The 21,473-nt window shown below is 69.5% G+C and carries 14 protein-coding genes; 7 read left to right on the top strand and 7 right to left on the bottom strand.

The window, feature by feature from the left end:
* Positions 1 to 106: 106 nt before the first annotated feature.
* Complete coding sequence (locus QLQ85_RS01315) at positions 107 to 3,604, bottom strand: hypothetical protein (protein ID WP_282737373.1); 3,498 nt, start codon at positions 3,602 to 3,604, stop codon at positions 107 to 109.
* A 140-nt stretch (positions 3,605 to 3,744) separates the two neighbouring features.
* Between QLQ85_RS01315 and QLQ85_RS01310 the strand changes: the two genes are divergently transcribed.
* A complete protein-coding gene (locus QLQ85_RS01310) occupies positions 3,745 to 4,458 on the top strand; it encodes a DUF3581 domain-containing protein (protein WP_282737372.1) in 714 nt (237 codons plus the stop codon).
* 11 nt (positions 4,459 to 4,469) lie between these two features.
* Here the strand turns inward: QLQ85_RS01310 and QLQ85_RS01305 are convergent, their stop codons facing one another.
* Entirely contained in the window at positions 4,470 to 5,366 is an 897-nt protein-coding gene (locus QLQ85_RS01305; protein WP_282737371.1) for a universal stress protein, read from the bottom strand.
* A 112-nt stretch (positions 5,367 to 5,478) separates the two neighbouring features.
* A complete protein-coding gene (locus QLQ85_RS01300) occupies positions 5,479 to 6,492 on the bottom strand; it encodes an acyltransferase family protein (protein ID WP_282737370.1) in 1,014 nt (337 codons plus the stop codon).
* 136 nt (positions 6,493 to 6,628) lie between these two features.
* On the opposite strand from QLQ85_RS01300, the gene QLQ85_RS01295 reads away from it, so the two are divergent.
* The 3 genes from QLQ85_RS01295 to QLQ85_RS01285 all read left to right on the top strand — a co-directional run bounded on the left by QLQ85_RS01295 (position 6,629) and on the right by QLQ85_RS01285 (position 9,885).
* Positions 6,629 to 7,522, top strand: a complete 894-nt coding sequence (locus tag QLQ85_RS01295; protein ID WP_282737369.1) for an alpha/beta hydrolase — start codon at positions 6,629 to 6,631, stop codon at positions 7,520 to 7,522.
* A gap of 63 nt (positions 7,523 to 7,585) precedes the next feature.
* Positions 7,586 to 8,554 (top strand): magnesium transporter CorA family protein, encoded by a 969-nt coding sequence (locus QLQ85_RS01290; RefSeq protein ID WP_282737368.1) that lies wholly within the window; start codon positions 7,586 to 7,588, stop codon positions 8,552 to 8,554.
* 95 nt (positions 8,555 to 8,649) lie between these two features.
* The gene (locus QLQ85_RS01285; protein WP_282737367.1) at positions 8,650 to 9,885 is read left to right on the top strand and encodes a DUF3422 domain-containing protein; all 1,236 of its coding nucleotides are present in this window, start codon (positions 8,650 to 8,652) and stop codon (positions 9,883 to 9,885) included.
* 15 nt (positions 9,886 to 9,900) lie between these two features.
* Here the strand turns inward: QLQ85_RS01285 and QLQ85_RS01280 are convergent, their stop codons facing one another.
* A complete protein-coding gene (locus QLQ85_RS01280) occupies positions 9,901 to 11,061 on the bottom strand; it encodes an MFS transporter (protein ID WP_282737366.1) in 1,161 nt (386 codons plus the stop codon).
* A 107-nt stretch (positions 11,062 to 11,168) separates the two neighbouring features.
* On the bottom strand, positions 11,169 to 14,711 hold the full coding sequence (locus QLQ85_RS01275) for a S41 family peptidase (RefSeq protein WP_282737365.1): 3,543 nt from the start codon (positions 14,709 to 14,711) through the stop codon (positions 11,169 to 11,171).
* A gap of 427 nt (positions 14,712 to 15,138) precedes the next feature.
* On the opposite strand from QLQ85_RS01275, the gene QLQ85_RS01270 reads away from it, so the two are divergent.
* Complete coding sequence (locus QLQ85_RS01270) at positions 15,139 to 16,275, top strand: alcohol dehydrogenase catalytic domain-containing protein (RefSeq protein ID WP_282737391.1); 1,137 nt, start codon at positions 15,139 to 15,141, stop codon at positions 16,273 to 16,275.
* Positions 16,272 to 17,321 (top strand): proline racemase family protein, encoded by a 1,050-nt coding sequence (locus tag QLQ85_RS01265; protein ID WP_282737364.1) that lies wholly within the window; start codon positions 16,272 to 16,274, stop codon positions 17,319 to 17,321. Before QLQ85_RS01270 ends, QLQ85_RS01265 begins: the two co-directional genes overlap by 4 nt.
* Before the next feature lie 3 nt (positions 17,322 to 17,324).
* Here QLQ85_RS01265 and arfB read toward each other — a convergent pair whose 3' ends face one another.
* Complete coding sequence (gene arfB / locus QLQ85_RS01260; RefSeq protein ID WP_102626177.1) at positions 17,325 to 17,738, bottom strand: alternative ribosome rescue aminoacyl-tRNA hydrolase ArfB; 414 nt, start codon at positions 17,736 to 17,738, stop codon at positions 17,325 to 17,327.
* A gap of 108 nt (positions 17,739 to 17,846) precedes the next feature.
* Positions 17,847 to 19,898 (bottom strand): BTAD domain-containing putative transcriptional regulator, encoded by a 2,052-nt coding sequence (locus QLQ85_RS01255; protein WP_282737363.1) that lies wholly within the window; start codon positions 19,896 to 19,898, stop codon positions 17,847 to 17,849.
* A 143-nt stretch (positions 19,899 to 20,041) separates the two neighbouring features.
* Between QLQ85_RS01255 and QLQ85_RS01250 the strand changes: the two genes are divergently transcribed.
* Complete coding sequence (locus tag QLQ85_RS01250) at positions 20,042 to 21,463, top strand: FAD-binding oxidoreductase (protein WP_282737362.1); 1,422 nt, start codon at positions 20,042 to 20,044, stop codon at positions 21,461 to 21,463.
* Positions 21,464 to 21,473: the final 10 nt, after the last annotated feature.

The raw sequence follows: 21,473 nt of genomic DNA, 5'->3' as shown, positions 1-21,473 counted from the left end.
GCGCGAATTCTATCACATCATGATGCGATGCAATATGAACGAAAGTCGGTAATCGTGCCGGTATCCCATGCCGTTCTTGCATACTTCGGGTGTCTGGCCGGAGGCGTCAGGGGGTGTCTGCGGGCCTGGCCTCGAGGGCCTCGTGCCACGCGCGTGGCGATGACTCGAGCATTTCGCCGTCATACCCCGGCCGGCTCTCCTCGTACCAGCGTCGGGGGGCCCGCAGGTGCAACCGGGTATCGCCGTCTTCCAGGGCGATGCCCAGGCCCAGCGCCCCCAGGCGCGCATAGAGGGCGCCCTTCAGGGTCTCGTCACGCATCACCAGATCGGCGAGCAGGGTCAGGTTGCCGCCCTCCAGCCGGGCATCGTGCAGGTGCAGGCTGTCATCGTCGAGCCTGACTCGGGCATTGCCGCGGATGTCGGATACGGTCAGCAGGCGGCCGAGCCAGTCGCGCTCCCGTGCCCCGGCGATGAACAGTGTCGCCAGCAGGCCGCTGTCGCGCATGGCCAGGCGCAGGCGGGTATCCAGCACCAGCGGCCGCGACCAGGTGAGACGACCCTCCTCGAGGTCGAGCCTCGCCCACCAGCCGGCATCCCGGCGGCCGGCGGCGTCTTCGCGGGAGATGTTGTCCAGCCGCAGCAGCGAGCCCGAGGCGTCGAAGCGCCGTTCGGCCAGGTCGCCATCGCGCAGCCGAGCCTCCAGGCGAAGATCCCCGGTCAGGTGCTGGTCCGCCAGGCGCAGCGTCGTGTCGAAGGCCTGCAGGGTCAGGTCGCCACGGGCGCGCATGCCCTCGAGGACCAGCTCCGTCTCGAGGCTGGCTCGGCCCGCGAGCAGTTCGAGGCCGGCCGATTCGGGGAGATAGGCGTTGTAGAGGCCGAGATCTTCCACCTCGGCGATGGGCAGGCCGATCCGGGTGGTGAATGCCTCGGCGGGGGGGCGCCCGGCCTTCAGCCGGAAGTCCGGCGTGGTGGTCTCCAGGGTGAAGTGACGACCCTCCAGGTGGGCCTGTACCTCGCCCTGGCGCGTCAGGTCGAAATGTGGCAGCCCCAGCTCGAGACGGGCCCCGGGGGCGGTCGCCTCACCTTCGATGCGGGCGTCCAGGGTGCCGCGGCCGCCGGCGACATAGTCGAGGAAGTGAGCCTCGAGGTCATCGGCATCGACGCGTAGCCGGCTGCCCGGCAGCAGGGTCTCGTCCCGTAGTTGCAGGTCGGCCTCGAGCCGGCCGTTGCCGCGGATCGACAGGCCATGGGCCTCGGGCAGAAAGGCGTCGAGGAAGCCGAGCCGGCTGACCATCCCCTCGAGCATCAGTCGGCCGCCGCGCGGGCCGCGGCGGTCGGTCGATGGCAGCGGGTGGTCGAAACGGGCCTGACGGGCGACCAGCACGGTGCGCAGCCGCTGGTCCTGCTCGGCACGCCCGGTCCCGGCCTGCAGCTCCAGGCGCGTGCCCGACAGGTCGAGCCGGCTGCCGTCGAGCCGGGCCTCGCGCAGGGCCAGGTCGAGCGCCAGCTCGCCCTCGATGGCTTCACCGAACAGGGTGCCGGCGATGCCGTGCCCGGCAAGCCGCAGGGCCCCGCTGGCGCCATCGCCCTCGATACTCAGGTGGCCGTGGGTCGCGGCGGCGCCGCCGGACAGCGTGAAGGGAACGGCCGGCGGCAGGTAGCGGTTCAGCACGGCCACGTCGGGAAGGGTCGCATCCCGCCAGGCCAGTTCCACCGATTCGGCGGTCGGGCGCCCGGCGGCCGCCGTCGGTCGTCCCTGGGCTGTCAGGGTCAGGTTGGCCCCCTCGAGCAGCCTGGCGCCGTCGGCACGGCGCCGCATGCCGGCCTCCTCCAGGGTGATCCCTAACCGTGCGAGGGGACCCTCGCCAGTGTCGAGCCACTCGGCGACGAGTCGACCGCGGCCACTGGCCCGGAAGTCGAGCAGCCGCGCGGCCAGGTCGTCGCTCTCCACCCTCAGGCGGCTGCCCGGGGCGAGCCGCCCTTGTGCCAGCGACAAGCGAGCGGCCAGGTCGCCGCCACCCTCCAGCTCGAGACCACGCCCCTCGAGGGCATCCGACAGGAATGGGTCGAGGAACCCCAACCGGTCGATCCGACCGCTCACTACCAGGTGGCCATCGAGTGGCAGCGGCTCGGGGCGGGCGATCAGCACATCCAGGGGCGTGTTCGCTTCCAGCCGCGCCTCGTGCAGGGTGAGGTCACTGGTCAGGGGGGCATCGTCTGCCCTCGACCCCGCGCGGACTTGCAGCCGGGTGCCGGACAGGTCGAGTCGCTGCCGGGCCGGATCGAGTTCGGGCAGCCGCAGTGCCAGGCGCAACCCGCCGCTGATCCGCCGGCCGAGCAGGTCCAGTTCGACATCGTTGCCGACGAGATCGAAGTCGCCACTGACCACGCCGCCGCGGTAGTCGAGGCGGCCGACGAGTCCGGCACTGCCGCCGTGCATGGCGAAGGGGACCGATGCCGGCAGATAGCGGGCGAAGACGCTCACGTCCGGCACCTCGGCGCCTTCCCAGTGCAGGCTGGCCGTCTCCGGTTCCCGGGGTGGAGACGCCAGGTCGGCCTGGGCCAGGGTGGCCGAGAGGCGGAAGTGCCGGCTGGTCAGAAAGGGCGCCGGCAGCTCGCCCAGGTGCATGTCGAGATCATCGAGTGCCACGGCGAGGCGGGCCGGGGCTCGCCCATTCGCTTCCTCGACGGTGGCAGTGACGCGACCGGCGCCGGCGAGGCGAAAACGCTCGCCGATCCGGGGCGGTGGGGCCCGATGGGGCAGGGTCCAGCTCAGGGCCGGGGCGTCGGGGTCGCCGGCCGGCGTGTCGGCGAGCAGGGCCGCCTCGTCCAGCTCCACCACTAGCGAGGGGGAGTCGAGGGTGAGCTCGCTACCCGGGGCCAGCACGCCCTCGTCCAGCGCGAGGTGCCCGCTCAGGCTGCCGCGGCCGGCCAGGGTCAGCCAGTCGAGCCCTCCCAGGTAGTGGTTGAAGAGGTCCCAGGCATCGGCGCGGGCGGCGACGGTGAGTTCGCCGGAGAGGAAGCGGGCGGCGGCCGCGCCCGGGTGGTCGCCGGGCGCGAAGGGGGCCACGGCGGCGGTCGCCTGCAGGGCGATGTCGTTGGCCAGCGGCTCGCGGCCACGGCGCAGGGTCGCCGTCTCCAGCCGCAGGTCCAACCGCTCCACCCCGACGCGGCGCTCCTCGAGGGTCAGGCCGGCCAGGCTCAGCCGCCCCTCGCCCTCGAGCTCGTGATCACCGACCCTCAGCGAGCGCAGGCCGTGGGCCTCGAGCGAGCGGATCTCGAGGCGCCGCGAGAACAGGGCCAGTAGCGAGAGGTCGAGGGTGGCCGCCTCGACCTCGAGGCGCAGCGGGAGGTCGTCGTCCTGGCGCTCCAGCTGCAGCGACTCGACGCGCAGCCGCCCGGGCCACCAGCTGCGGCTGCCGGTCCAGCTCACCGAGAGACCGGGCTGTGGTGTCAGGCGTGCCTGCATCCAGGCGGTATCGAGCAGCCAGTTGGCCCCGGCCAGGTAGCCGACGACGAGCACCAGCGGCAGGATCGCCAGCCACCACCGTCGCTGTCGTAGGCGGTGCCGGCTGGGCGGGACATTCGGGGTCTCTCCGTGCATGGGGTACCGTTCCTGGGGTTGTCCCCTGTCATGGTAACCTTCGGTAAGGCTTCGTTGCCGCGGGTTTTGTGGCATCATCAGCCCTCCGGCAGTGGCCGGCAGAAGATGGATCGCCAACGACGCAGGGCAGGCACAGCAGCATGTTTCTCGATGAATTCCATACGCTCACGGGGGAGCAGGTTCGCATCTCCGCCGAGCAGGCCAGTCGATTCGCCAAGCGAGTCGCCGGCGATTACAACCCTATCCACAACCCGGATGCGCGCCGCTTCTGCGTGCCCGGCGACCTGCTGTTCGCCCTGGTGCTGGCCCGCTTCGGCCTCTCCCAGCAGATGAGCTTCCGCTTCCTGAGCATGGTCGGCGACGGTACGCCACTCTATTTCCAGGAGCTCGACGACGGCCGGGTCCGTGTCTGCGACGAGGGCGGCAAGTGCTACCTCGAGGTGGAGCGCAGCGGCGACACGACCCGTGACGAGGCGGTGGTCGAGGCCTTTACCCGCTGCTATGTGGCCTTCTCGGGCAAGAACTTCCCCCACTACCTCAAGCCGCTGATGGAGCAGAAGGGGGTGATGTTCAACCCGCGCCGCCCGCTGGTGATCTACGACAGCATGGGCTTCTCGCTGGAGCGACTGGATGGCCGGGCGCCTGGCCTGGAGCTGGCCCGCTCGTCGCTGGAGGTCACCGGCAAGCGCGGCGATGTCCTGCTGGAATTCCGCATCGCCAGCGACGGTGAGCAGATCGGTACCGGTTCCAAGAAGCTGGTGGTCAGCGGCCTGTGCGACTACGACCCCGCCGCCATGGACGATATCGTCGACGAGTTCTATCGCCTCAAGGCGGCCCATGAGGCCGAGACCTGACGGAGGAGCCGTCAGACCACCACGGTCACCGGGCAGGGGGCCCGGTCGATCACCCGGTGACTGACGCTCCCTAGTAGTGACGCTCGCCACTTGCCGAGCCCCCGCCGCCCCATGACGATCATCGGCGCGTCGTCGGCGTGCTGACGGGCGCGAGCGACGATCGCCTCGGGAATGCGCTCATCGTGATTCAGCACTTCCTCGATACCGGCCGGCACCTCGCCCAGCGCCTCCCTGGCCAGCCGAAAGACCCGCCCGGACTGGCTCTCCTCTCCGTCGCCGGCGCCTGTCGGTCCGACGCCCGGCTGACAGAAGATCAGCTCCACCGGCAGCTCGGCGCTGCGCGCCAGGTCGCCGGCCAGGGCGGCCGCCTTGTGGCAGGGGGCGGCCCCGTCCACCGGCACCAGCACCCGTCCGATATGCGAGGCCTCGAGCAGGCTGGCATCGGCATGCACGATGGTCACCGGGCCGCGTGCCCGGTGCACCACCTCGTTGCTGACGCTGCCCTGCATGAACTTGCCCATGTCACTCAGGTGCCGGGCCCCCAGCACCAGCAGGCAGCCGGCATGCTGGCTGGCGTGTTTGACGATGGCCAGCTCGGGATGCCGGATGAAGGTTGCGTCCTCGAGTGTCACCTCGGTGGGGGTCAGCGTCAGGTCGGGATCGATGGCCTTCCGCGCCAGGGCGAATGCCGTGGCGGCCTGCTCGCGGCGCAGCGCCCGGTCGCGGTCGGAGTCGACCTGGCGGTTGGCGGGAATGTCGCTGAGCTCGGCCGGGGTGAGCGGCATCACATGCAGCAGTTGCAGCGGGGCATCCAGGAGCCGAGCCAGCAGGCTGGCATGGCGGGCCGCCGCCGCGGCCGCCGGCGATCCATCCACGGGAACGATCACCTGCGAGACGCGCTCACTCATCGACACTCCTCCCCGTTGCCTGGATCGGTCGCCTGTCACCGCTGCGGTGGGCGACGGTCCCTGGTGGATAGACTAGCGCAGGTCGTGGCGGGGCGTCTCGCCGGGCACCGGTTCAGGCCACGCGCAGCCGCTTGCCGAACATCAACCCGCCCCAGGTGAGCCGGTTGGCCAGCACGTTGAGGCCGATCGAGCCGGCGAACCCCGTCACGACCAGCAACAGGGCGTAGAGGGGGAGCGGGAAGTTCAGCTGCCGGTCCCAGAAGTCCACCACGCCGAAGAACAGCGGATGGGCCAGGTAGATGCCGAAGGAGTGCTCGTTGATTCGCCTGACCAGGGGGGGCGCCGGACGGCCGTGCAGCCGGGTCATGGTCCACAGGACGAAGAGGATGAACAGCGGGATCACCCAGGTCTCCTTGGAGGAGTAATTGAGCCAGCCCGGCAGCGAGAGCAGCACGACCAGGCTCGTCATGGCGACCAGCCAGCGGGGGCGTGCCAGTTCGCCGAGCAGCGGCACCCGCTCCGGGGTGGGGTAGTGGCGCACCAGCAGCAGGGCGAGGAAGAACAGATAGATCCAGCCCAGCGGCGCGATCCACAGCAGGTAGCCGGGCGGGTCGATGCCGAGCCACCGGGTCAGGCCCCAGTAGCCCATGCTGATCAAGCTGCCGATCACCAGCCAGGGGCCGGGCTCGAGGAGGCGTCCCAGGGCGAAGCGGGTATAGGCCCAGTAGAAGGCATAGAACTGCATGGCGATGATCAGGAAGTAGCCATGCCAGCCGGCGTAGAGCAGATACTCGACGGCGTTGTCCACGAAGCCCACCTCGCCGTCGCCGGCGTTCACCCTCACGAATTCCGTGGTGGAGTAGATCAGGCCATAGACCAGGTAGGGAATCATCACGTACTTGACGCGGTTGGTCAGGAAGCCCTCGGGAATGGCGTTGCCGTAGCGTGCCGAGAACAGGAAGATCGAGATGAAGATGAAGCTAGGTGTCCCCAGGACCGTGGGGATCCGTGCCAGATTCAGGGCGAGATGGTCGAGGTGCTGATTGATACGGTCGAGGAAGTGAAAGCCGAACACCGCCAGACAGCCGTAGCAGCGCAGCCAGTAGATCTCCTCGATTCGGTTCATGGAAGCCCCGATTTCCCTTCGCCATGGATCAGTGTTGAACATCTGCAACCGGTGCGTTGTCGGACCACGACGGGTGGCACGAATTCCCCCGAGCCGGGAAATTATCTTTCCATTTCGCGGGCATGGAGGGCCGAGCATGAAGGAGGGGCTGCGCTGCTGTGCCATGCTGCTGCTCGTCATGCTGGCCGGCCAGGCGCTGGCCGGCCAGGTCACCCATCACCGCTTCCATTCCGAGACCCTGGGGCGCGACTATCCCTACACCCTCTATCTGCCCGACGGCTTCCATGAGTCTGGCCTCGAGTATCCGGTGCTCTACCTGCTGCATGGCTCCTTCGGCGACGATCAGGACTGGGTCAACCGCGGGGCCCTGAAGGCGGTCGCCGACCGGTGGATCCGGCAGGGACGCATCCCGCCCACGGTAATCGTCATGCCCGGCAGCCAGAGCTGGTGGATCGATGGCCACAACGAGAAGGCCCGCTCCGCCTTCCTCGATGACCTGCTGCCCCATGTGGAGGCGCTGTGGCGGGTGGTTCCCGAGCGCGAATGGCGCGCCGTTGCCGGGCTCTCTGCCGGCGGCTACGGTACCGTCAACTTCATCCTCGAGCGCCCCGAGCTGTTCGCCGCCGCCGCCGCCCTGAGCCCGGCCAGCTACCATCCCGTGCCGCCGGCCAACTCCACGGCCCGCGAGCATGCCGCCTTCCTCACCCCCGAGGGCCGCTTCGACGCCGACCTCTGGCAACGGCTCAATTACCCGGCATACCTCGACAGCTACCTGGACCAGGAGTACGTGGTGCCACTCTATCTCAGCGCCGGCAGCCACGATGCCTTCGATGCCGTCCACCACGCCCGCAAGCTGCAACTGGCGCTGGAGGAGCACCAGCCCGGCCAGGTGCCGCTCGAGGTGTTCCGCGGTGGTCACACCTGGCGGGTATGGCGTGCCAGCCTGCCCGGCGCCCTGGCCTTCCTGTTCCGCTACCTGCAGCCGCCCCGGCCGCTCGGGGACGCCACGCACGCGATGCCGGCGCCCTGAGCGGGTGCACGCCGGGCCGGCTTGGCCTATGGTCGTGGCAGACCCCCAACGGATGGAGAGACCATGATTCGCACGCTGCTGGCGACCGCCGATGGCCGGATCCTGTCGGGCGACGAGGCCCTGATCGAACGCTGGCGACAGGAGGCCGGCAGCCGCTTGTGGATCGACCTGCAGGGCGAGCCACGGGAAACGGAGCGGCGCCTGCTGGAGCAGTTCGACAGCCATCCGCTGGCCATCGATGATGCCCATCGCGAGCGTCACCCGCCCAAGATCGAGGAGTTCGAGAACCATACCCTGATCATCTACCGGGGCATCTCCTCCTTCGACGCCAAGCTCAACTACCAGCCCCAGCAGATGGCCTTCTTCCTCGGCGAGGACTACCTGATCAGCCTGCACCCCGGCAGTGCCGACAGTATCGAGCGGCTCTTCGTCCACGACGGCGGCCCCCTGCTGCAGGAGTCGCCCGAGCATGTGGCGCTGCGGATCATGTATGCCTCCGCCGGCTACTACCTGAACAGCCTGCTGGAATTCGAGACCGAGATCAGTGACCTGGAGGACGAGCTGCAACTGGCCGGCAACGACAGCCTGATGCGCCGCATCGTCGCCTACAAGTCGCGTCTGGTGAAGATGCGCCGGCTGTTCAACTACCACAAGGGCATCACCCAGGAACTGATCGCCTACGACTATCGTCATCTGCCCCGCGAGAATCCGGCGACCCTGCACGCCATCAACGACGTCTTCGAGCGCTTCGAGCGGCTCCACAGCCTGACCCAGATGTACTACGACATCTGTGGCGACCTGGTGGACGGCTACCTCTCGATCTCGTCGCACCAGCTCAACACCACCATGCGCATCCTCACGGTGATCACCGCCGTCTTCGTGCCGCTGACCTTCCTCGCCGGCGTCTACGGCATGAACTTCGCGCACATGCCGGAGCTCGCCTACCGCTACGCCTACTTCGTGGTGCTGGTCGTGATGCTGGTCATCGGTGTCGGCCTGCTCTGGGTGTTCCGGCGCGTGAAGTGGCTGTGACGGGGACCGGGAGCGAGGCGTGTTGACGCAGGGCGGTTGGCCTGACCGCCGCGAGCCCTTACTCTCGGGGCTTCACCTCATGTTCAGGCCCGACCATGCACCCCCAGCGAGAGCGACTGCACAACGAGCTGCACGCCCGGCCCTCGATCTACTTCGTGGAGCCGGCCCACCTGTACCACTATGCCTTTCTCGATACCGACGGCGTCGGCGACGGCATCGTCCCGCGGCTCTGCGAACTGGCCGGGACGCGCCCGGCCCCGGGAGCCGTCCAGGACATCCTGACCCTCGACGATGGCCAGGTGCTGAAATGGGAACGGCACACCGAGTTCTTCACCCTGACGCTGATGGTGCCGCGCGAGCCGGATGGCGAGGCCTGGTCGCCGCCGCCGCCGTGGCTGGCGGCCATCGTCGCGGCGCATCGCGCGGCGCTGATCAATGCCACCCTGATCCTGACCGAGTCGGAGGACGGCTGGGGCGGTGACACCGCGGCCTACGGCTTCCGCGACCCCGCCGGCTCGCGGATCGGCGGCGGCGACGCCACCGTCTGGAGCGACTTCAGGCTCGACGCGAACGGCGTCAACCGGCTGCTGCTCGTCAACCGCGGGCTCAACGACTTCCGCCTGGGACGCATGGCCCGCCGGCTGCTGGAGATCGAGACCTACCGCATGATGGCCTCGCTGGCGCTGCCGCTGGCCAAGGAGCTCGCCACCGAGCTGCGGGCCTACGAGACGGAACTCGGCGAGCTCTCCGACCGCAACGCCGACCAGCAGGAGGCGAGCCCGCGCCCGCTGCTGGCGGCCATCTCGCTGCTGTCGTCGCACCTCGAGCGCAGCGGGGCCCGTTCCCGGCAACGCTTCAGCGCCACCGAGGCCTATGCACGCATCGTCTACACCCGTATCGAGGAGCTGCGCGAGACGCGGGTCGGGGACTGCCAGCGCCTGGGCACCTTCCTGATGCGGCGCTTCCTGCCCACGGTGCGTTACTGTGCGGCGGTGGACCGGCGCCAGGAGAGCCTGGCCCAGAGCGTGGCGAGGCTCAACGACCTGCTGCGGACCCGCGCCCAGGTGGAGATCGAGGAGCAGAACTCGGCGATGCTGCAGAGTCTCAACGAGCGCTCCAGCAGCCAGTTGAAGATCCAGAAGGCGGTCGAGGGGCTGTCGATCATCGTCATCAGCTACTACATCGTCAGTCTGTTCAAGCTGTCCCTCGAAGGACTCGATGCGCTCGGCATGCCGATCGAGCCGCGCCTCGCCGCCACCGTCCTGGGGCCGCTGGGCGTCCTGATCGTCGTCCTGCTGGCCTGGCGGATCTGGCGGGTCAAGCAGCACTGAGCGCGGGGCGGGCGATCATGGCGCCCCGCGCCTCACCCGGGCCTGCAGGGCGAGCAGCCCCAGCATCAGCAGCCCCACCAGGCCGCCGAGCAGCAGGGGGAAGGCCCGGGGGCCGGCCCACTCCAGCAGCGGGCCGGCCAGTGAGGGCACGGCCATGGCCCCGCTGCCCGCGGCCAGGAAGATCAGCCCGGTGGTGCGCCCGCTCATCGCCATCAGCTGGTTGCTGAGCCCGAACAGGGTGGGAAAGATCGCCGAGGCGGCGAGCCCGAACAGCAGCGCCACCGCCTGCAGCGGCAGCCAGGCCCGGTGCAGCGCCAGGGCGGTGGCCAGGCCCAGCAGCAGGCAGCCGCGCAGTACCCGCCAGGGCGAGAAGCGCCTGAGCAGCACAATGGCCAGCAGGCGGCCGGCGGAGAGGGTCAGCCAGAACAGCGTCACCAGCAGGGCCGCGTCGCCGGGGGCCATGCCGCTCAGGGTGGCGTAGGCGGTGATCCAGCCGGCGAAGGTGATCTCCATGCCCACGTAGAGGCCGAACATCAGCAGGAAGATCGCCAGCCGCCAGGCGTCCGGGGGTGGTGGCGGCGGTCGCTCGCCGGCGTCGTGTCGCGCCGGCCGGGGGCTGGCCAGCCTGACCAGCGGCCAGAGCAGCAGCAGGCTGTAGAGCGCCACCAGCCAGAAGGCCCAGGCGACGTGCCCGGTCAGCGCCAGGGCGGCCACCAGGGCCAGCGGCACCAGCATGTTGCCGAGCCCGAAGCAGAAGTGCAGGGCGCTGATCCAGGGGGGCGATGCCGTGCCATGGGTCCACAGCAGCAGGGTGTTGGTCCCGGCATTGATCGACACCTCGGCGAAGCCGAGCAGGAAGACCACCGCCGTCAGTGGCGCCAGGACCTGGCTGAAGGGGACCGCGGCGAGCCCCGCCGCCATCAGCAGGACCATGCCGATCAGCACCCGGTGCCCCGGGAAGCGGTCCACCAGCACCCCGGAGACCACCGAGCCGAGCATGTTGCCCAGCGCCCGGGCGGTGAACAGTACGGCGATCTGGCCCATGGTCGAGCCGGTCATCTCCGCCAGGTGCGGCAGCGCCGGCCCCAGCAGGCCACCGCTCATGCCGATGGCGAGGAAGGCGAGGAAGTAGGTCAGGGTCACCCGGTGATGGTGCCCGGTCGCGAAGGCCAGCATGTCCGCTCCATGGAGTCGTTGGCGAGGGGCGCGATTGTCGCACGTTCGACATGCAGGGCGATCCTCCCTCGGGGGGAGGGTATCGACCGGGCGGGGGCGGAGAGGGGTCACTCCTTCGCGTCGATCCGCGCGAGCAGGTCCTCGACGGCGCGTTCGAGCTGGCGGTCGCGGTTCGCCACCTCGTCCTCGGGGGTCTGCTCGACCACCAGGTCCGGCATCGCGCCGTTGTGCTCCATGTCGGTGCCGTCGGGCAGGTACCAGCCGCGGAACGGCCGCCGCACGGTGGCACCGTCGATCAGGGTCTCGCTGCTGGTGGAGATCACCCCGCCGTAGGTCTGCTGGCCGACCAGGGTGCCGCGCCCCAGGGTGGAGAAGGCGTGCGCCAGGATCTCGGCGTTGGAGTAGCTCTTCTCGTTGGCCAGCATGTTGATCGGCAGGGTGTAGCGTGGTGCGTGGAGCCGGCCCTGGGGGTAGTGGCCGGTGGCGTCCGGATCGGCGCCGGAGGGCAGGGTGTAGGCGTGCTCGCCGGTCATGATCGAGGTCAGGATGCGGTCCGTGGTGTGGCCGCCGCCGTTGTTGCGCACGTCGATGATCAGGCCCTCCTTGCCCATGGCGGCGGCATAGAGGTCGCCCTGGAAGCCTTCGAGCGAGGTCTGGTTCATCGCCTGGATATGCAGGTAACCGAGCCGGCCGTCGGAAAGTGCCTCGACCCGGCGGCGATTTTCCGCACGGAAGGCATCGTACTTGAGGCGTGCGAGGTCGTTGAGGCCCACCGGGGTCAACAGGGTCTGGTACTCGGCGTAGCCGTCGTCGGGACGCTCGAAGGTGACGATCACCTCCTGGTCGACCCGTCCGCGGAGCCGGTACAGCAGGGTATCGTCCTCCTCGAAGGGTTGCAGGTCGATCGCGGTGATGATGTCGCCGGGCTCTAGCGGCATGGGGCCGTGCGCCGCCGGCCCCCCGGGGATCACCTCGGTGACGCGGTAGCCGGCCCCGCCGCCGGTGTGCGATACGCGCTCCCGCTCGATGGCGAAGCGTCCCGAGGGCTCGCGCAGCGCCGATTCCGGGCCGGGGTTGGTCACCCCCAGGTGGGAAGCCGCCAGCTCGCCCATCAGGCGGTTGGCGATGTCGCTGAACTCGCTGGACGTGCGGGCCTGGGCGATCAGCGCTGCGTAATCCTGCACCAGCGTCGGCCAGTCCACTCCCTTCATGTCCGGCCGGTAGAAGTGTTCGTCGATCACTCGGGCCGCCTCGTGGAATTTCTGCAGCGACTGTCGACGCAGATCGATGCGAATGCGGTCGGAGATATCGGGGTAGCGGTGCATGCCGCTGGACAGGTCCACCACGCCGACACGCCCGCTGGAGACATAGATGGCACGATCACCGGTCGTGCTCAGGTGCTGTACGTCGGCGACGTTGCCCAGGCGCTTGCGCTCGCTGCCGTCCCAGTTCATGACCATCAGCCCGTCGTGACCGGCATTGAACACGTAGCGATCGCCCCCGGGGGTCATCTCGTTGGCGGACTGGTGGGCGGGCGAGGCGGTGATACGCTCGACGCGTCGCCAGGCGCTCTCCAGGTCGAGTCTCGTTTCAGCGTCTGCCGCCGCGGCTTCCGCGTCCGGCGTCACCGGCAAGGGGGCCCGCTGGGAGGCCGCCGCACGGGCGCCACGGTAATAGGCGGTGCGCTCGCGCGGCGTGTAGGTCTCGAGTTCGCGATCCAGGTAGACGCTGTAGAGGTCGTAGCTGTCGCCCGAGCGGTTGGAGATGAAGCTCAGCTTGCGGCCGTCTGCCGACCAGCGGGGGTTGAGGTCGTTGCGCGGATGCCGGGTGATGTTGACGGGTTCCCGGGAGCCGTCCGCGGGCACGATGAAGATGTTGGTGCTGTAGTCGAGGTCGTTCTGCGCGTAGGCGATATGGCGGCTGTCCGGCGACCAGCGCCAGTGGAGCTGGCTGTCCCAGCCTTCGACCAGGGTTCTCTCGTCGCCACTCGCCAGGTCCATCACCATCAGGTCGCCTCGGCCGCGACGGAAGGCGATGGAGCGGCCGTCGGGCGACGGTGAGACCTGGCGATCGTTGTGCTCGCTCTGGACGAGGGGGCGCACCTCGAACCGCACCGCATCGTGCCAGCGGGCCGGGTCGCGCCCGGAGGGGACGTCGTCTTCCGGCTCGGGGTCGAGCTCCTCCTCGGGGATGCTCTCCGGCTCGGCGGGCTGCTCCGGCAGGGGCTCGTCGACGAAAGCGGCCGGGTCCGTCAGGAAGGGGGGATCGAGCAGCAACCCCGGATCCTGCGGGGCGAAAGGGTCCTCCGGCTCTGCGCCCGGCAAGGCGGCATCGGGTTCGCCGTTGCCTTCGGGTTCCTCCCGGGCAACGGGAACGTCGGCGAGCGGCGCGTCCGGGGCCGGCGGCGCCTCGCGCTCCCGGTCCGCCCGCTCGTCTTCGTCGGGCGAGGCCCGGTCGTGGGTGCGGCGGATGTCGGCGCGCGTCAGGGCCACGCGTGCCTCGCGGATCGACTCGCTGCCATCGGCATCGTTGACGAAATAGAGCCGCAGGCCGTCCGGCGACCAGGCGAGGTCCCGGTGCCGGGCGTGGGTGCCGGGGGTCACCGCCTGGGTCGGGCTGTGCTCGTCCATGTGGCGGACATAGACCCGTCCGTAGGCGATATAGGCCATCGTCTTGCCATCGGGACTGAGCGCCGCCTCGCTGATGTCCCGGTTGATGCGCCGCAGCTCCTGGGCGTCGCGGCCATCCGTGGGGGCACGCAGCGTCACCGGCTCGGGCTCGGCGCCCGGGTCCTCGAGGTCCAGGGTGAACAGGGTGTCCCACACCTGCAGGACCGCGGTGCTGCCGTCGCGGGAGACGTCGAAGTGCTGCAGGTCGCGGTCGTCGAAGTCGGTGAGGCGTTCGAAGGTGCGGTCCCCGTCATCGAGGGCCACACGGTAGAGGTTGACCGTCTCGTCCTCGCGGTCGGACATGAAGAGCAGGGTGTCGTCGTCGGCCCAGCGGGCGCGGCCGTCGTCCCCGTCGCGTTCGGTGAGCGGCTCGAAACGGTCTTCCTCGCGGTCGTACAGCCAGATGTCCATGGCATCCGGGCCGCGGTAATGGCGGCGGTTCCAGCCATGGTAGGTCCCGCCCCGGGTGAAGGCGAGGCGCTGGCCGTCGGGCGATAGCTGCGGGTCGGAGCCGAAGGCATCATGCAGCCGGCGGTACTCGCCGCCCTGCGGCGATACCCGATAGGGCCGATGGTCACGATGAACATCGGCCTCGAGCATGCCGGAAAAGGTGATCACCGGCTCGCCGTCGGCATCGGTGGCGTAGGCGGGGTTGCGCAGGTGCTGGTCGGCATGGGTGATCTGGCTCAGGCGGCTGCCGTCGCGGTGTATGCGCCACAGGTTCATGTAGCCGTCGCGCATCGAGGCAAACACGATCCATTCGCCGTCCGGGCTCCAGCTCGAATAGAGGTCGTCGAGCCGGTGTCGGGTCAGCCGTGTCGCCCGGCCGCCGGCGCTCGATGCCCGCCACAGGTCACCCGCCCAGCTGAAGACGAGCTCCGAGCCGTCCGGGCTGATGGAGGGAAAGCGCGGCAGCCCCACCCGGCCTGCCTCGGTCGCCGCGCTGGCCGGGAGGCTGGCCAGCAGCCCAGTCACCACCATCAGCAATGCTAGCCACCGCCGGGTTGCACCCGGTGGCCTCGGGTTGTCGCGCGGTGCATCCATTCCTCGAGCCTTTTCCATGGCGCCCTGTGCCCACCCAAGGTAGCAGCTCTCCAGCGACCCTTGTAACCTCTCGCGATCGCGTCCGACGGCGGGGCATTGCCGGTGAATGGCTCGCCCATCTGTGTGTTCGCCAGGCGGGCCGGCGTTCAGGTGAAGACCGAGCAGGAAGAACGCACACGACAGCGGTGAAATTCAGAAAGAATCGTTCCGGCTCACCATGTCCAGTTCGGCCACGGTCGTGTTTCAATCTGGCCTCCACCGAGGGGAATCACCCTCTTCTCGTGACCACGGATGCAAGCCCATTCATGCCAGGAGGTTGAGACAAGTGGCACACGATACCCTTCCGGAGAACGTTCCGGCCACCATGGCGGCCATGCTGCTGACCGGGCATGGCGGCATCGACAAGCTGGTCCATCATCGGGACGTGGCGACGCCCAGGCCAGGGCCGGGCGAGGTGCTGGTGCGGGTCACGGCGACGGCGAAGAACAACACCGACCGCAAGGCGCGCGAGGGCCTCTACCCCACCAGGGACAAGGGCGAGGTGACCTCCTTCGCCATGGGCGGCTCGCCGACCCTGACCTTCCCGCGCATCCAGGGCGCCGACGTGGCCGGGCGCGTGGTCGCCGTGGGCGAGGGGGTTCCCGCCTCGCGCCTCGGCGAGCGCGGGCTGCTGGACTTCAACCTCTATCCCGATGCCCGCCGCGACCTCAACCTGATGCCGGACTACTACGGCCACGGGGCCGACGGCGGCTTCGCCGAGTACATCGCCGTGCCCTCGGACCAGTTCCACCATGTGCCCAACCCCGAGCTCGCCGATGCCGAACTCGCCGCCATGGGCATGTGCTCCTACCAGACCGCCTACCATATGATGACCTCGGCCCGGGTGAGCGCGGGTGAGCGGATTCTCGTCAGCGGCGCCAGCGGCGGCGTGGGTACGGCGCTGATCCAGCTGTGCCGCATCGTCGGTGCGATCCCCTTTGCGGTGAGCCAGCCCGACAAGGCCGAGGGATTGCTCGCGCTCGGCGCCGAGGCGGTGATCGATCGTGGCGATCTGCCGACCTTCGTCGAGCGGGTACTCGAGGCCACCGGCGGTGCGCCCATCGACGCGGTGATGGACCTGGTCGGCGGCGAGATGACCGACCGCTTCATCGACACCATGATCGTCGACATGCGGCGCCGCGACAGCTACCCGCGGCTCTCCATCGCCGGGGCCAGCGGCGGCAACCTAAGCGAGATCATGTGGACCCGCATCTACCTCTATCAGGTGCAGATCTTCGGCGTCTCCCACGGCACCCGCGAAGAGGCCGAGCAGCTGGTGGACTGGATCCGTAGCGGCCAGCTGAAGCCGGTGCTGCACGCGGCCTTCAGGCTCTCCGAGTTGCACGAGGCGGAGCGTTATTTCGTCAACCGCGGCAGCAACTATCTGGGCAAGATCGTGATCGTTCCCGACAGCCAGTGGCGCGAGCATGGCGCGCCCTTCGCACTCGAGGGGCGGGCATGAAGGAGGAGCTCGTCATCCAGCTGATGGACACCCATGCCGGCGGCGACGTCAGCCGCATCGTCACCGGCGGCATCGACCCGCTGCCCGGCGCCACGGTCAGGGAACAGATGCACTACCTGCGCGACGACGCCGATGGCCTGCGCAAGCTGCTGCTCGACGAACCCTACGGTATCCCCGAGATGTCGGTGGACCTGCTCGTGCCCCCCAGCCACCCCGAGGCCGCGGTGGGCTACATCATCATGGAGGTGATGGGCTACCCGATCTACTCCGGCTCCAACACCATCTGCACCGCCACCGCGGTGCTGGAGTTGGGCCTGGTGCCCAAGCAGGAGGGGCGCCAGCGCTTCGTGCTGGAGTCGCCCGCGGGACTGGTACATATCGAGGCGCTGGTGGAGAACGGGGTGGTGGAGGCGATCACCTGCGAGGGGCTGCCCAGCTATATCGATACCTATCGGGCCAGCCTCCACGTGCCGACTATCGGCGAGGTGACCTACTCGGTGGCCTACAGCGGCGGCTTCTATGCCCTGGTGGATGCCGCCGAGCTGGGCTTTCACCTGACCCGGGACGAGGAGCGCGACCTGGCGGCGTGCGCCTTCAAGATCGTCGAGGCGATCCAGGCCGAGCGCGGCTTTTCCCACTACACCCTGGGCGACGTGGGACCGCTGCCCTTCCTGCACTTCATGGGGCCGGTCGAGCAGGTGGCCGACGACTTCTATCGCTCGCGCTCGACCACCTACGTGCACCCCGGCGTGATCTGTCGCAGCACCACCGGTACCGGCACCTCGGCGCGGCTGGCGCTGATGCACCATGAGGGCTCCATCAAGTCGGGCGATCGGCTGGAGACCGTCTCGCTGCGCGAGACCGGCTTCATCGGCGAAATGACCGGCACGCGACGGGAGGGCACGCACCGGGTGGTGGACAACACCATCACCGGCAAGAGCCACGTGCTCGCCCGCTCGGAAATCGTCGTCAACTGCGAGGATCCCCTGGTGGAGTGCGCCGGCCTGCACCATATCCTCACCAGCGGACATGCCTCGCAGGGGTAGGGGTCACACCGGCACCTTGCCGCGCAGCGCCTTGGTCTTGCCCTTGCGGGTCTTCTTGTCCACCCGGCGGCGCTGCGACCCCTTGGTGGGCTTGGTCGGTCGGCGGGCCTTCTGCTGCTTCACCGCGCTGCGGATCAGCTCCCTTAGGCGCGCCAGGGCGTCCTCCTTGTTCAGTTCCAGGGTGCGGAAACTCTGTGCCTTGATGACGATGATGCCCTCCTTGCTGATGCGCTGATCGGAGAGGGCCATCAGGCGCTCCTTGTAGAAGGGCGGCAGGCTGGAGGCGAGAATGTCGAAACGCAGATGCACTGCGGAGGCGACCTTGTTGACGTTCTGCCCCCCCGCCCCCTGGGCGCGGATCTGGCTGATGTCGATTTCCCAATCGGCCAGTTCCACCGTATTGGAGATGGTCAGCATGGCATGCCTCGTGATCAGGGCCCGATGGTGCCAGGCTACCATATCGGCAGGTCCCGTCCTCACGGCTGCCCCCGGAGGGCATGGGCCACCTTGGCGCGTGACACCCTGCTACTCGAACCCCGCCTTGCGCAACCCTTCGAGGTAGTGCTCCGCATCGGCGGTTCGCCGATAGGGATCGAGCGCCGTCAGCCAGTCGAGGCAGCCGGTGTGTTCGGGGAAGGCGCCGCGCGCCATCTGGTAGCGGTAGTGGCGGTAGACGGTGTCGCGGTGGCTGGCGCCCTGCTCCGGATGGCCGAGGTGGGCGTAGGCCGCGGCGATGAAGGCCGGGGTGTTGCAGAAGGCCTGGGGGGCCGACGCCAGGGTGTCGATGGCCTCGTCGTAGAGGCGGGCGCTGAAGAAGGCGATTCCGGCCATGCCGGCGTACCATTCCGGCCGGTAGGGGGCGAGGCGCAACGCCTTGCGGGCCGCATCTACCCCGCGCTCGGGATCGCCGATCAGCGCCAGGGCGAAGGAGGCGTGGGCGAGCACGTCGGCATCGTTCGGGTTGAGGGCCAGGGCCAGTGACAGCTCGCGGTGCGCGGCCTCGTAGCGCCCACCGTAGAGCTCGGCCAGGCCCAGCATGCAGTGGGCACGGTGGTCGTGCTCATCCAGGGCGACCGCCCGGCGGCCGAACTCCAGCGCCTCCTGCTGCAGGAACACCCAGTAGTTCCAGGAGTAGCAGGCCCACTCGTTGAGGTGGGCGAGGGCGAGGCCCACATAGGCCCGGGCGAATTGCGGGTCCCTGGCCAGCGCCTGCTGGAAGTGGCGCCGTGCCTCGCGAATCGCCGGCAGATCGGGGCGGCGCAGGGCATGCCAGCCGCGCAGCCACAGATCATAGGCCTGCCAGTCCTGGGGCGGCTTGCGGCGGGCCAGCGCCAGGCGATCGTCCTCGATGCGCCCGACCAGGCTGCCGACGATGCGGCCGACCATCTCGTCCTGGACGTCGAAGAGCTCGTCGAGTCGGCAGTCATAGCGCTCGGCCCAGACCTGGCGCGCGCCCGAGGTCGCCAGCAGCCGGGCGGTGAGGCGGAGCCGTTCGCCCCGGCGCCGGACGTGTCCCTCCAGGAGGTAATCCACGCCGAGCTCGCGGCCGACCCGCTCCGGCGTGGCGTCGCTGTGGCGGTACGCCAGGGCGCTCGCCGGGGCGATCACCTCGAGCTCGCGGAAGCGGCCGAGTTCGGTCGCGATGTCCTCCGCCAGGCCGTCGCCCAGGTGGCGGTGGAGGTCGGCATCCTCGAGCGGCACGAAGGCCAGCACGGCCAGCGACGGCTGGTCGGAGGCCTCGGCGCGTCGGCGGGCGCGCGCCGCGGCGGCGGCGTCGATCACCCGGGACCGCTCGGGCAGGTCGTCGCTTTCGCGCGCCAGGTCACCCCCATCGCCGCTGCCCTCGGGCAGCAGTCCCATCAGTTCGGCCTTCAGGCGCTCGGTCTCCGCGGCCGGGGCGACGCCGAGCTCGTCGGCGAGCCGTTCGCGGCAACGCCGGTACTGCTCGAGGGCCGCCCCGATCCGGTCCTGATAGAGGTAGAGGCGGATCAGGGTGCGCTGCACCCCCTCGTCGAGGGGATCATGCTCCAGCAACCGCAGGGCGAGCTGGATGGCGGCATCGATGGCGCCGGTGAGCACATAGTGGTCGAGCAGCCGGTGCATCAGCTGCTGCAACTGCTCGTCCAGCCGGCGGCGCTGCGCCATCAGCCACTCCTCGAAGGCCTCGCCGCATTCGGCCATGCCCTCCAGGAAGGGCGCGCGGTACAGGGCGAGGGCGCGCTCCAGCGTCTCCGGGGTCCCGTCGGCCAGCAGGCGCTCGAAGGCGTCGAGGTCCACCGCGACCGCGTTCTCCTTCAGCCCCATCTCCTGGGTGCCGATGGCCAGGCTTTCCCGTGCCGCCGCGGGCAGCGCATGCTGCAGCCGCGACAGCGCCTGGCGCAGGTTGGTGCGTGCCCGGGACTCGGGCATGTCGTCCCACAGCAGCCCCGCCAGCTTGCCACGCGGGTGCCGCCGGGACGGGTTCGCCGCCAGATAGGCGAGCAGCGCCTCGACCTTGCGGGTCGGGAAGGCGAGGGGGTGCCCGTCGGCCGTATGACAGGCGAACTCGCCGAGCAGCGAGACATGCAGGAGCGTCATGGATGCGCACCTCCTGCCAACAGCTTAAGCGGTGGCGCCCCGCGCCGCTAAGGTCATGTCACGTCCTTGTCACGCCCCGGGCACGCCCGCCTGCTATCCCTGAAGGGCACACGCCTGAACCAGTCATCGACGAGGGGGTGGCCATGATGGATTCAAGACATGCCAGCGAGCGGAGCGCCGCTCGCACCTTGTCGGCCGATGAGCTCCGGCCGCTCGGGGAACGGTTGCACGGGGCGCTGATCCAGCCCGACGACGCACGCTACGACGAGGCGCGCCGAGTCTACAACGCCCTTCACGATCGCCGCCCGGCCCTGATCGTCCAGGCGGCAGGCGTCGCGGACGTGATGACGGCCGTGACCTTCGCCAGGGAGCACGAGCTCCCCCTGGCCGTGCGCGGCGGCGGCCACAGCGTCCCCGGCTTCGGGACCTGCGATGGCGGCCTGGTGCTGTCGCTCGAGAGGATGCGCGGCCTCCGGGTCGACCCCGAGCGTCGCCGCGTCCGGGCCGAGGGCGGCTGCACCTGGGCCGACCTCAACCATGCCACCACCGCCTTCGGCATGGCGACGACCGGCGGGATCGTCTCCAGCACCGGCATCGCCGGCCTGACGCTGGGCGGTGGCCTCGGCTACCTGGCGCGGAGCTGCGGGCTCACCTGCGACAACCTGCTGTCGGCCGACGTGGTCACGGCCGAGGGCCGCTTCCTGACCTGCCGCGAAGGCCACCACGAGGACCTGCTCTGGGCCCTGCGCGGCGGCGGCGGCAACTTCGGCGTGGTCACGTCGTTCGAGTACCGCCTGCATGACGTGGCCGATATCCTCGGTGGGCCAACCTTCTATCCGCTCGAGGCGGCGGTCATCCGTGGTTACCGGGCCCTGATCGCCGAGGCGCCCGAGGCGCTGGGGGCGGTGCTGGGCATCACCCTCGCCCCGCCGCTGCCGTTCGTGCCCGAGCAGTGGCACGGCCGGCCGGTGGTCGTGGTGCTGACCTGCTGGCGCGGGCCGGCAACCGAGGACGACGCGATCCGCGAGCGGCTCGGTCGCCTCGGCCCCGTCGTCGGGCAGTTCGTCCAGCGCATGCCCTACCCGGTGATCAACACCCTGTTCGACGAGCTGCTGCCCGCCGGGCTCCACCACTACTGGAAGGGCTGTTTCACCCGGGAGCTGACCGACGAGGCGATCGACGTGCATCTCGACTTCGGCGCCCGGATGCCGTGCCTGCAGAGCGCGACGCTGCTGTTTCCCGTCGATGGCGCCTGCCAGCGTGTCGCGCCCGACGCCACGGCGTTCGCCTACCGGGACGCCACCTTTGCGACGGTGCTCGGCCCGAGCTGGCCGGACCCCGCCGACAGCGAGCACAACATCGCCTGGGGACGCGCCTACTATCAGGCGCTGCGACCCTATTCCGAGGAGGGGGGCTATGTGAACTTCATGTCCGCTGACGATGCCGATCGGGTGCGCGCCGACTACCGGCAGAACTACGATCGGCTGGTCGAGATCAAGACCCGCTACGACCCGTCCAACCTGTTCCGCCTGAATCAGAACATCGCCCCGGCGCGGGTGGCTTGACCGGCGGTTT

The organism is Halomonas kalidii, from assembly GCF_030010475.1.
Classification (GTDB): Bacteria; Pseudomonadota; Gammaproteobacteria; order Pseudomonadales; family Halomonadaceae; genus Halomonas; species Halomonas heilongjiangensis.
The sequence above is the reverse complement of the archived record's forward strand: the minus strand, read 5'-3'. Positions and strand labels throughout refer to the sequence as shown.

Excerpts from the sequence above, each read along its gene's own strand:
- QLQ85_RS01315 (WP_282737373.1), bottom strand. The coding sequence starts at position 3,604 with ATGCACGGAGAGACCCCGAATGTCCCGCCCAGCCGGCACCGCCTACGA.
- QLQ85_RS01310 (WP_282737372.1), top strand. The coding sequence starts at position 3,745 with ATGTTTCTCGATGAATTCCATACGCTCACGGGGGAGCAGGTTCGCATC.
- QLQ85_RS01305 (WP_282737371.1), bottom strand. The coding sequence starts at position 5,366 with ATGAGTGAGCGCGTCTCGCAGGTGATCGTTCCCGTGGATGGATCGCCG.
- QLQ85_RS01300 (WP_282737370.1), bottom strand. The coding sequence starts at position 6,492 with ATGAACCGAATCGAGGAGATCTACTGGCTGCGCTGCTACGGCTGTCTG.
- QLQ85_RS01295 (WP_282737369.1), top strand. The coding sequence starts at position 6,629 with ATGAAGGAGGGGCTGCGCTGCTGTGCCATGCTGCTGCTCGTCATGCTG.
- QLQ85_RS01290 (WP_282737368.1), top strand. The coding sequence starts at position 7,586 with ATGATTCGCACGCTGCTGGCGACCGCCGATGGCCGGATCCTGTCGGGC.
- QLQ85_RS01285 (WP_282737367.1), top strand. The coding sequence starts at position 8,650 with ATGCACCCCCAGCGAGAGCGACTGCACAACGAGCTGCACGCCCGGCCC.
- QLQ85_RS01280 (WP_282737366.1), bottom strand. The coding sequence starts at position 11,061 with ATGCTGGCCTTCGCGACCGGGCACCATCACCGGGTGACCCTGACCTAC.
- QLQ85_RS01275 (WP_282737365.1), bottom strand. The coding sequence starts at position 14,711 with ATGGTGGTGACTGGGCTGCTGGCCAGCCTCCCGGCCAGCGCGGCGACC.
- QLQ85_RS01270 (WP_282737391.1), top strand. The coding sequence starts at position 15,139 with ATGGCGGCCATGCTGCTGACCGGGCATGGCGGCATCGACAAGCTGGTC.
- QLQ85_RS01265 (WP_282737364.1), top strand. The coding sequence starts at position 16,272 with ATGAAGGAGGAGCTCGTCATCCAGCTGATGGACACCCATGCCGGCGGC.
- arfB (WP_102626177.1), bottom strand. The coding sequence starts at position 17,738 with ATGCTGACCATCTCCAATACGGTGGAACTGGCCGATTGGGAAATCGAC.
- QLQ85_RS01255 (WP_282737363.1), bottom strand. The coding sequence starts at position 19,898 with ATGACGCTCCTGCATGTCTCGCTGCTCGGCGAGTTCGCCTGTCATACG.
- QLQ85_RS01250 (WP_282737362.1), top strand. The coding sequence starts at position 20,042 with ATGATGGATTCAAGACATGCCAGCGAGCGGAGCGCCGCTCGCACCTTG.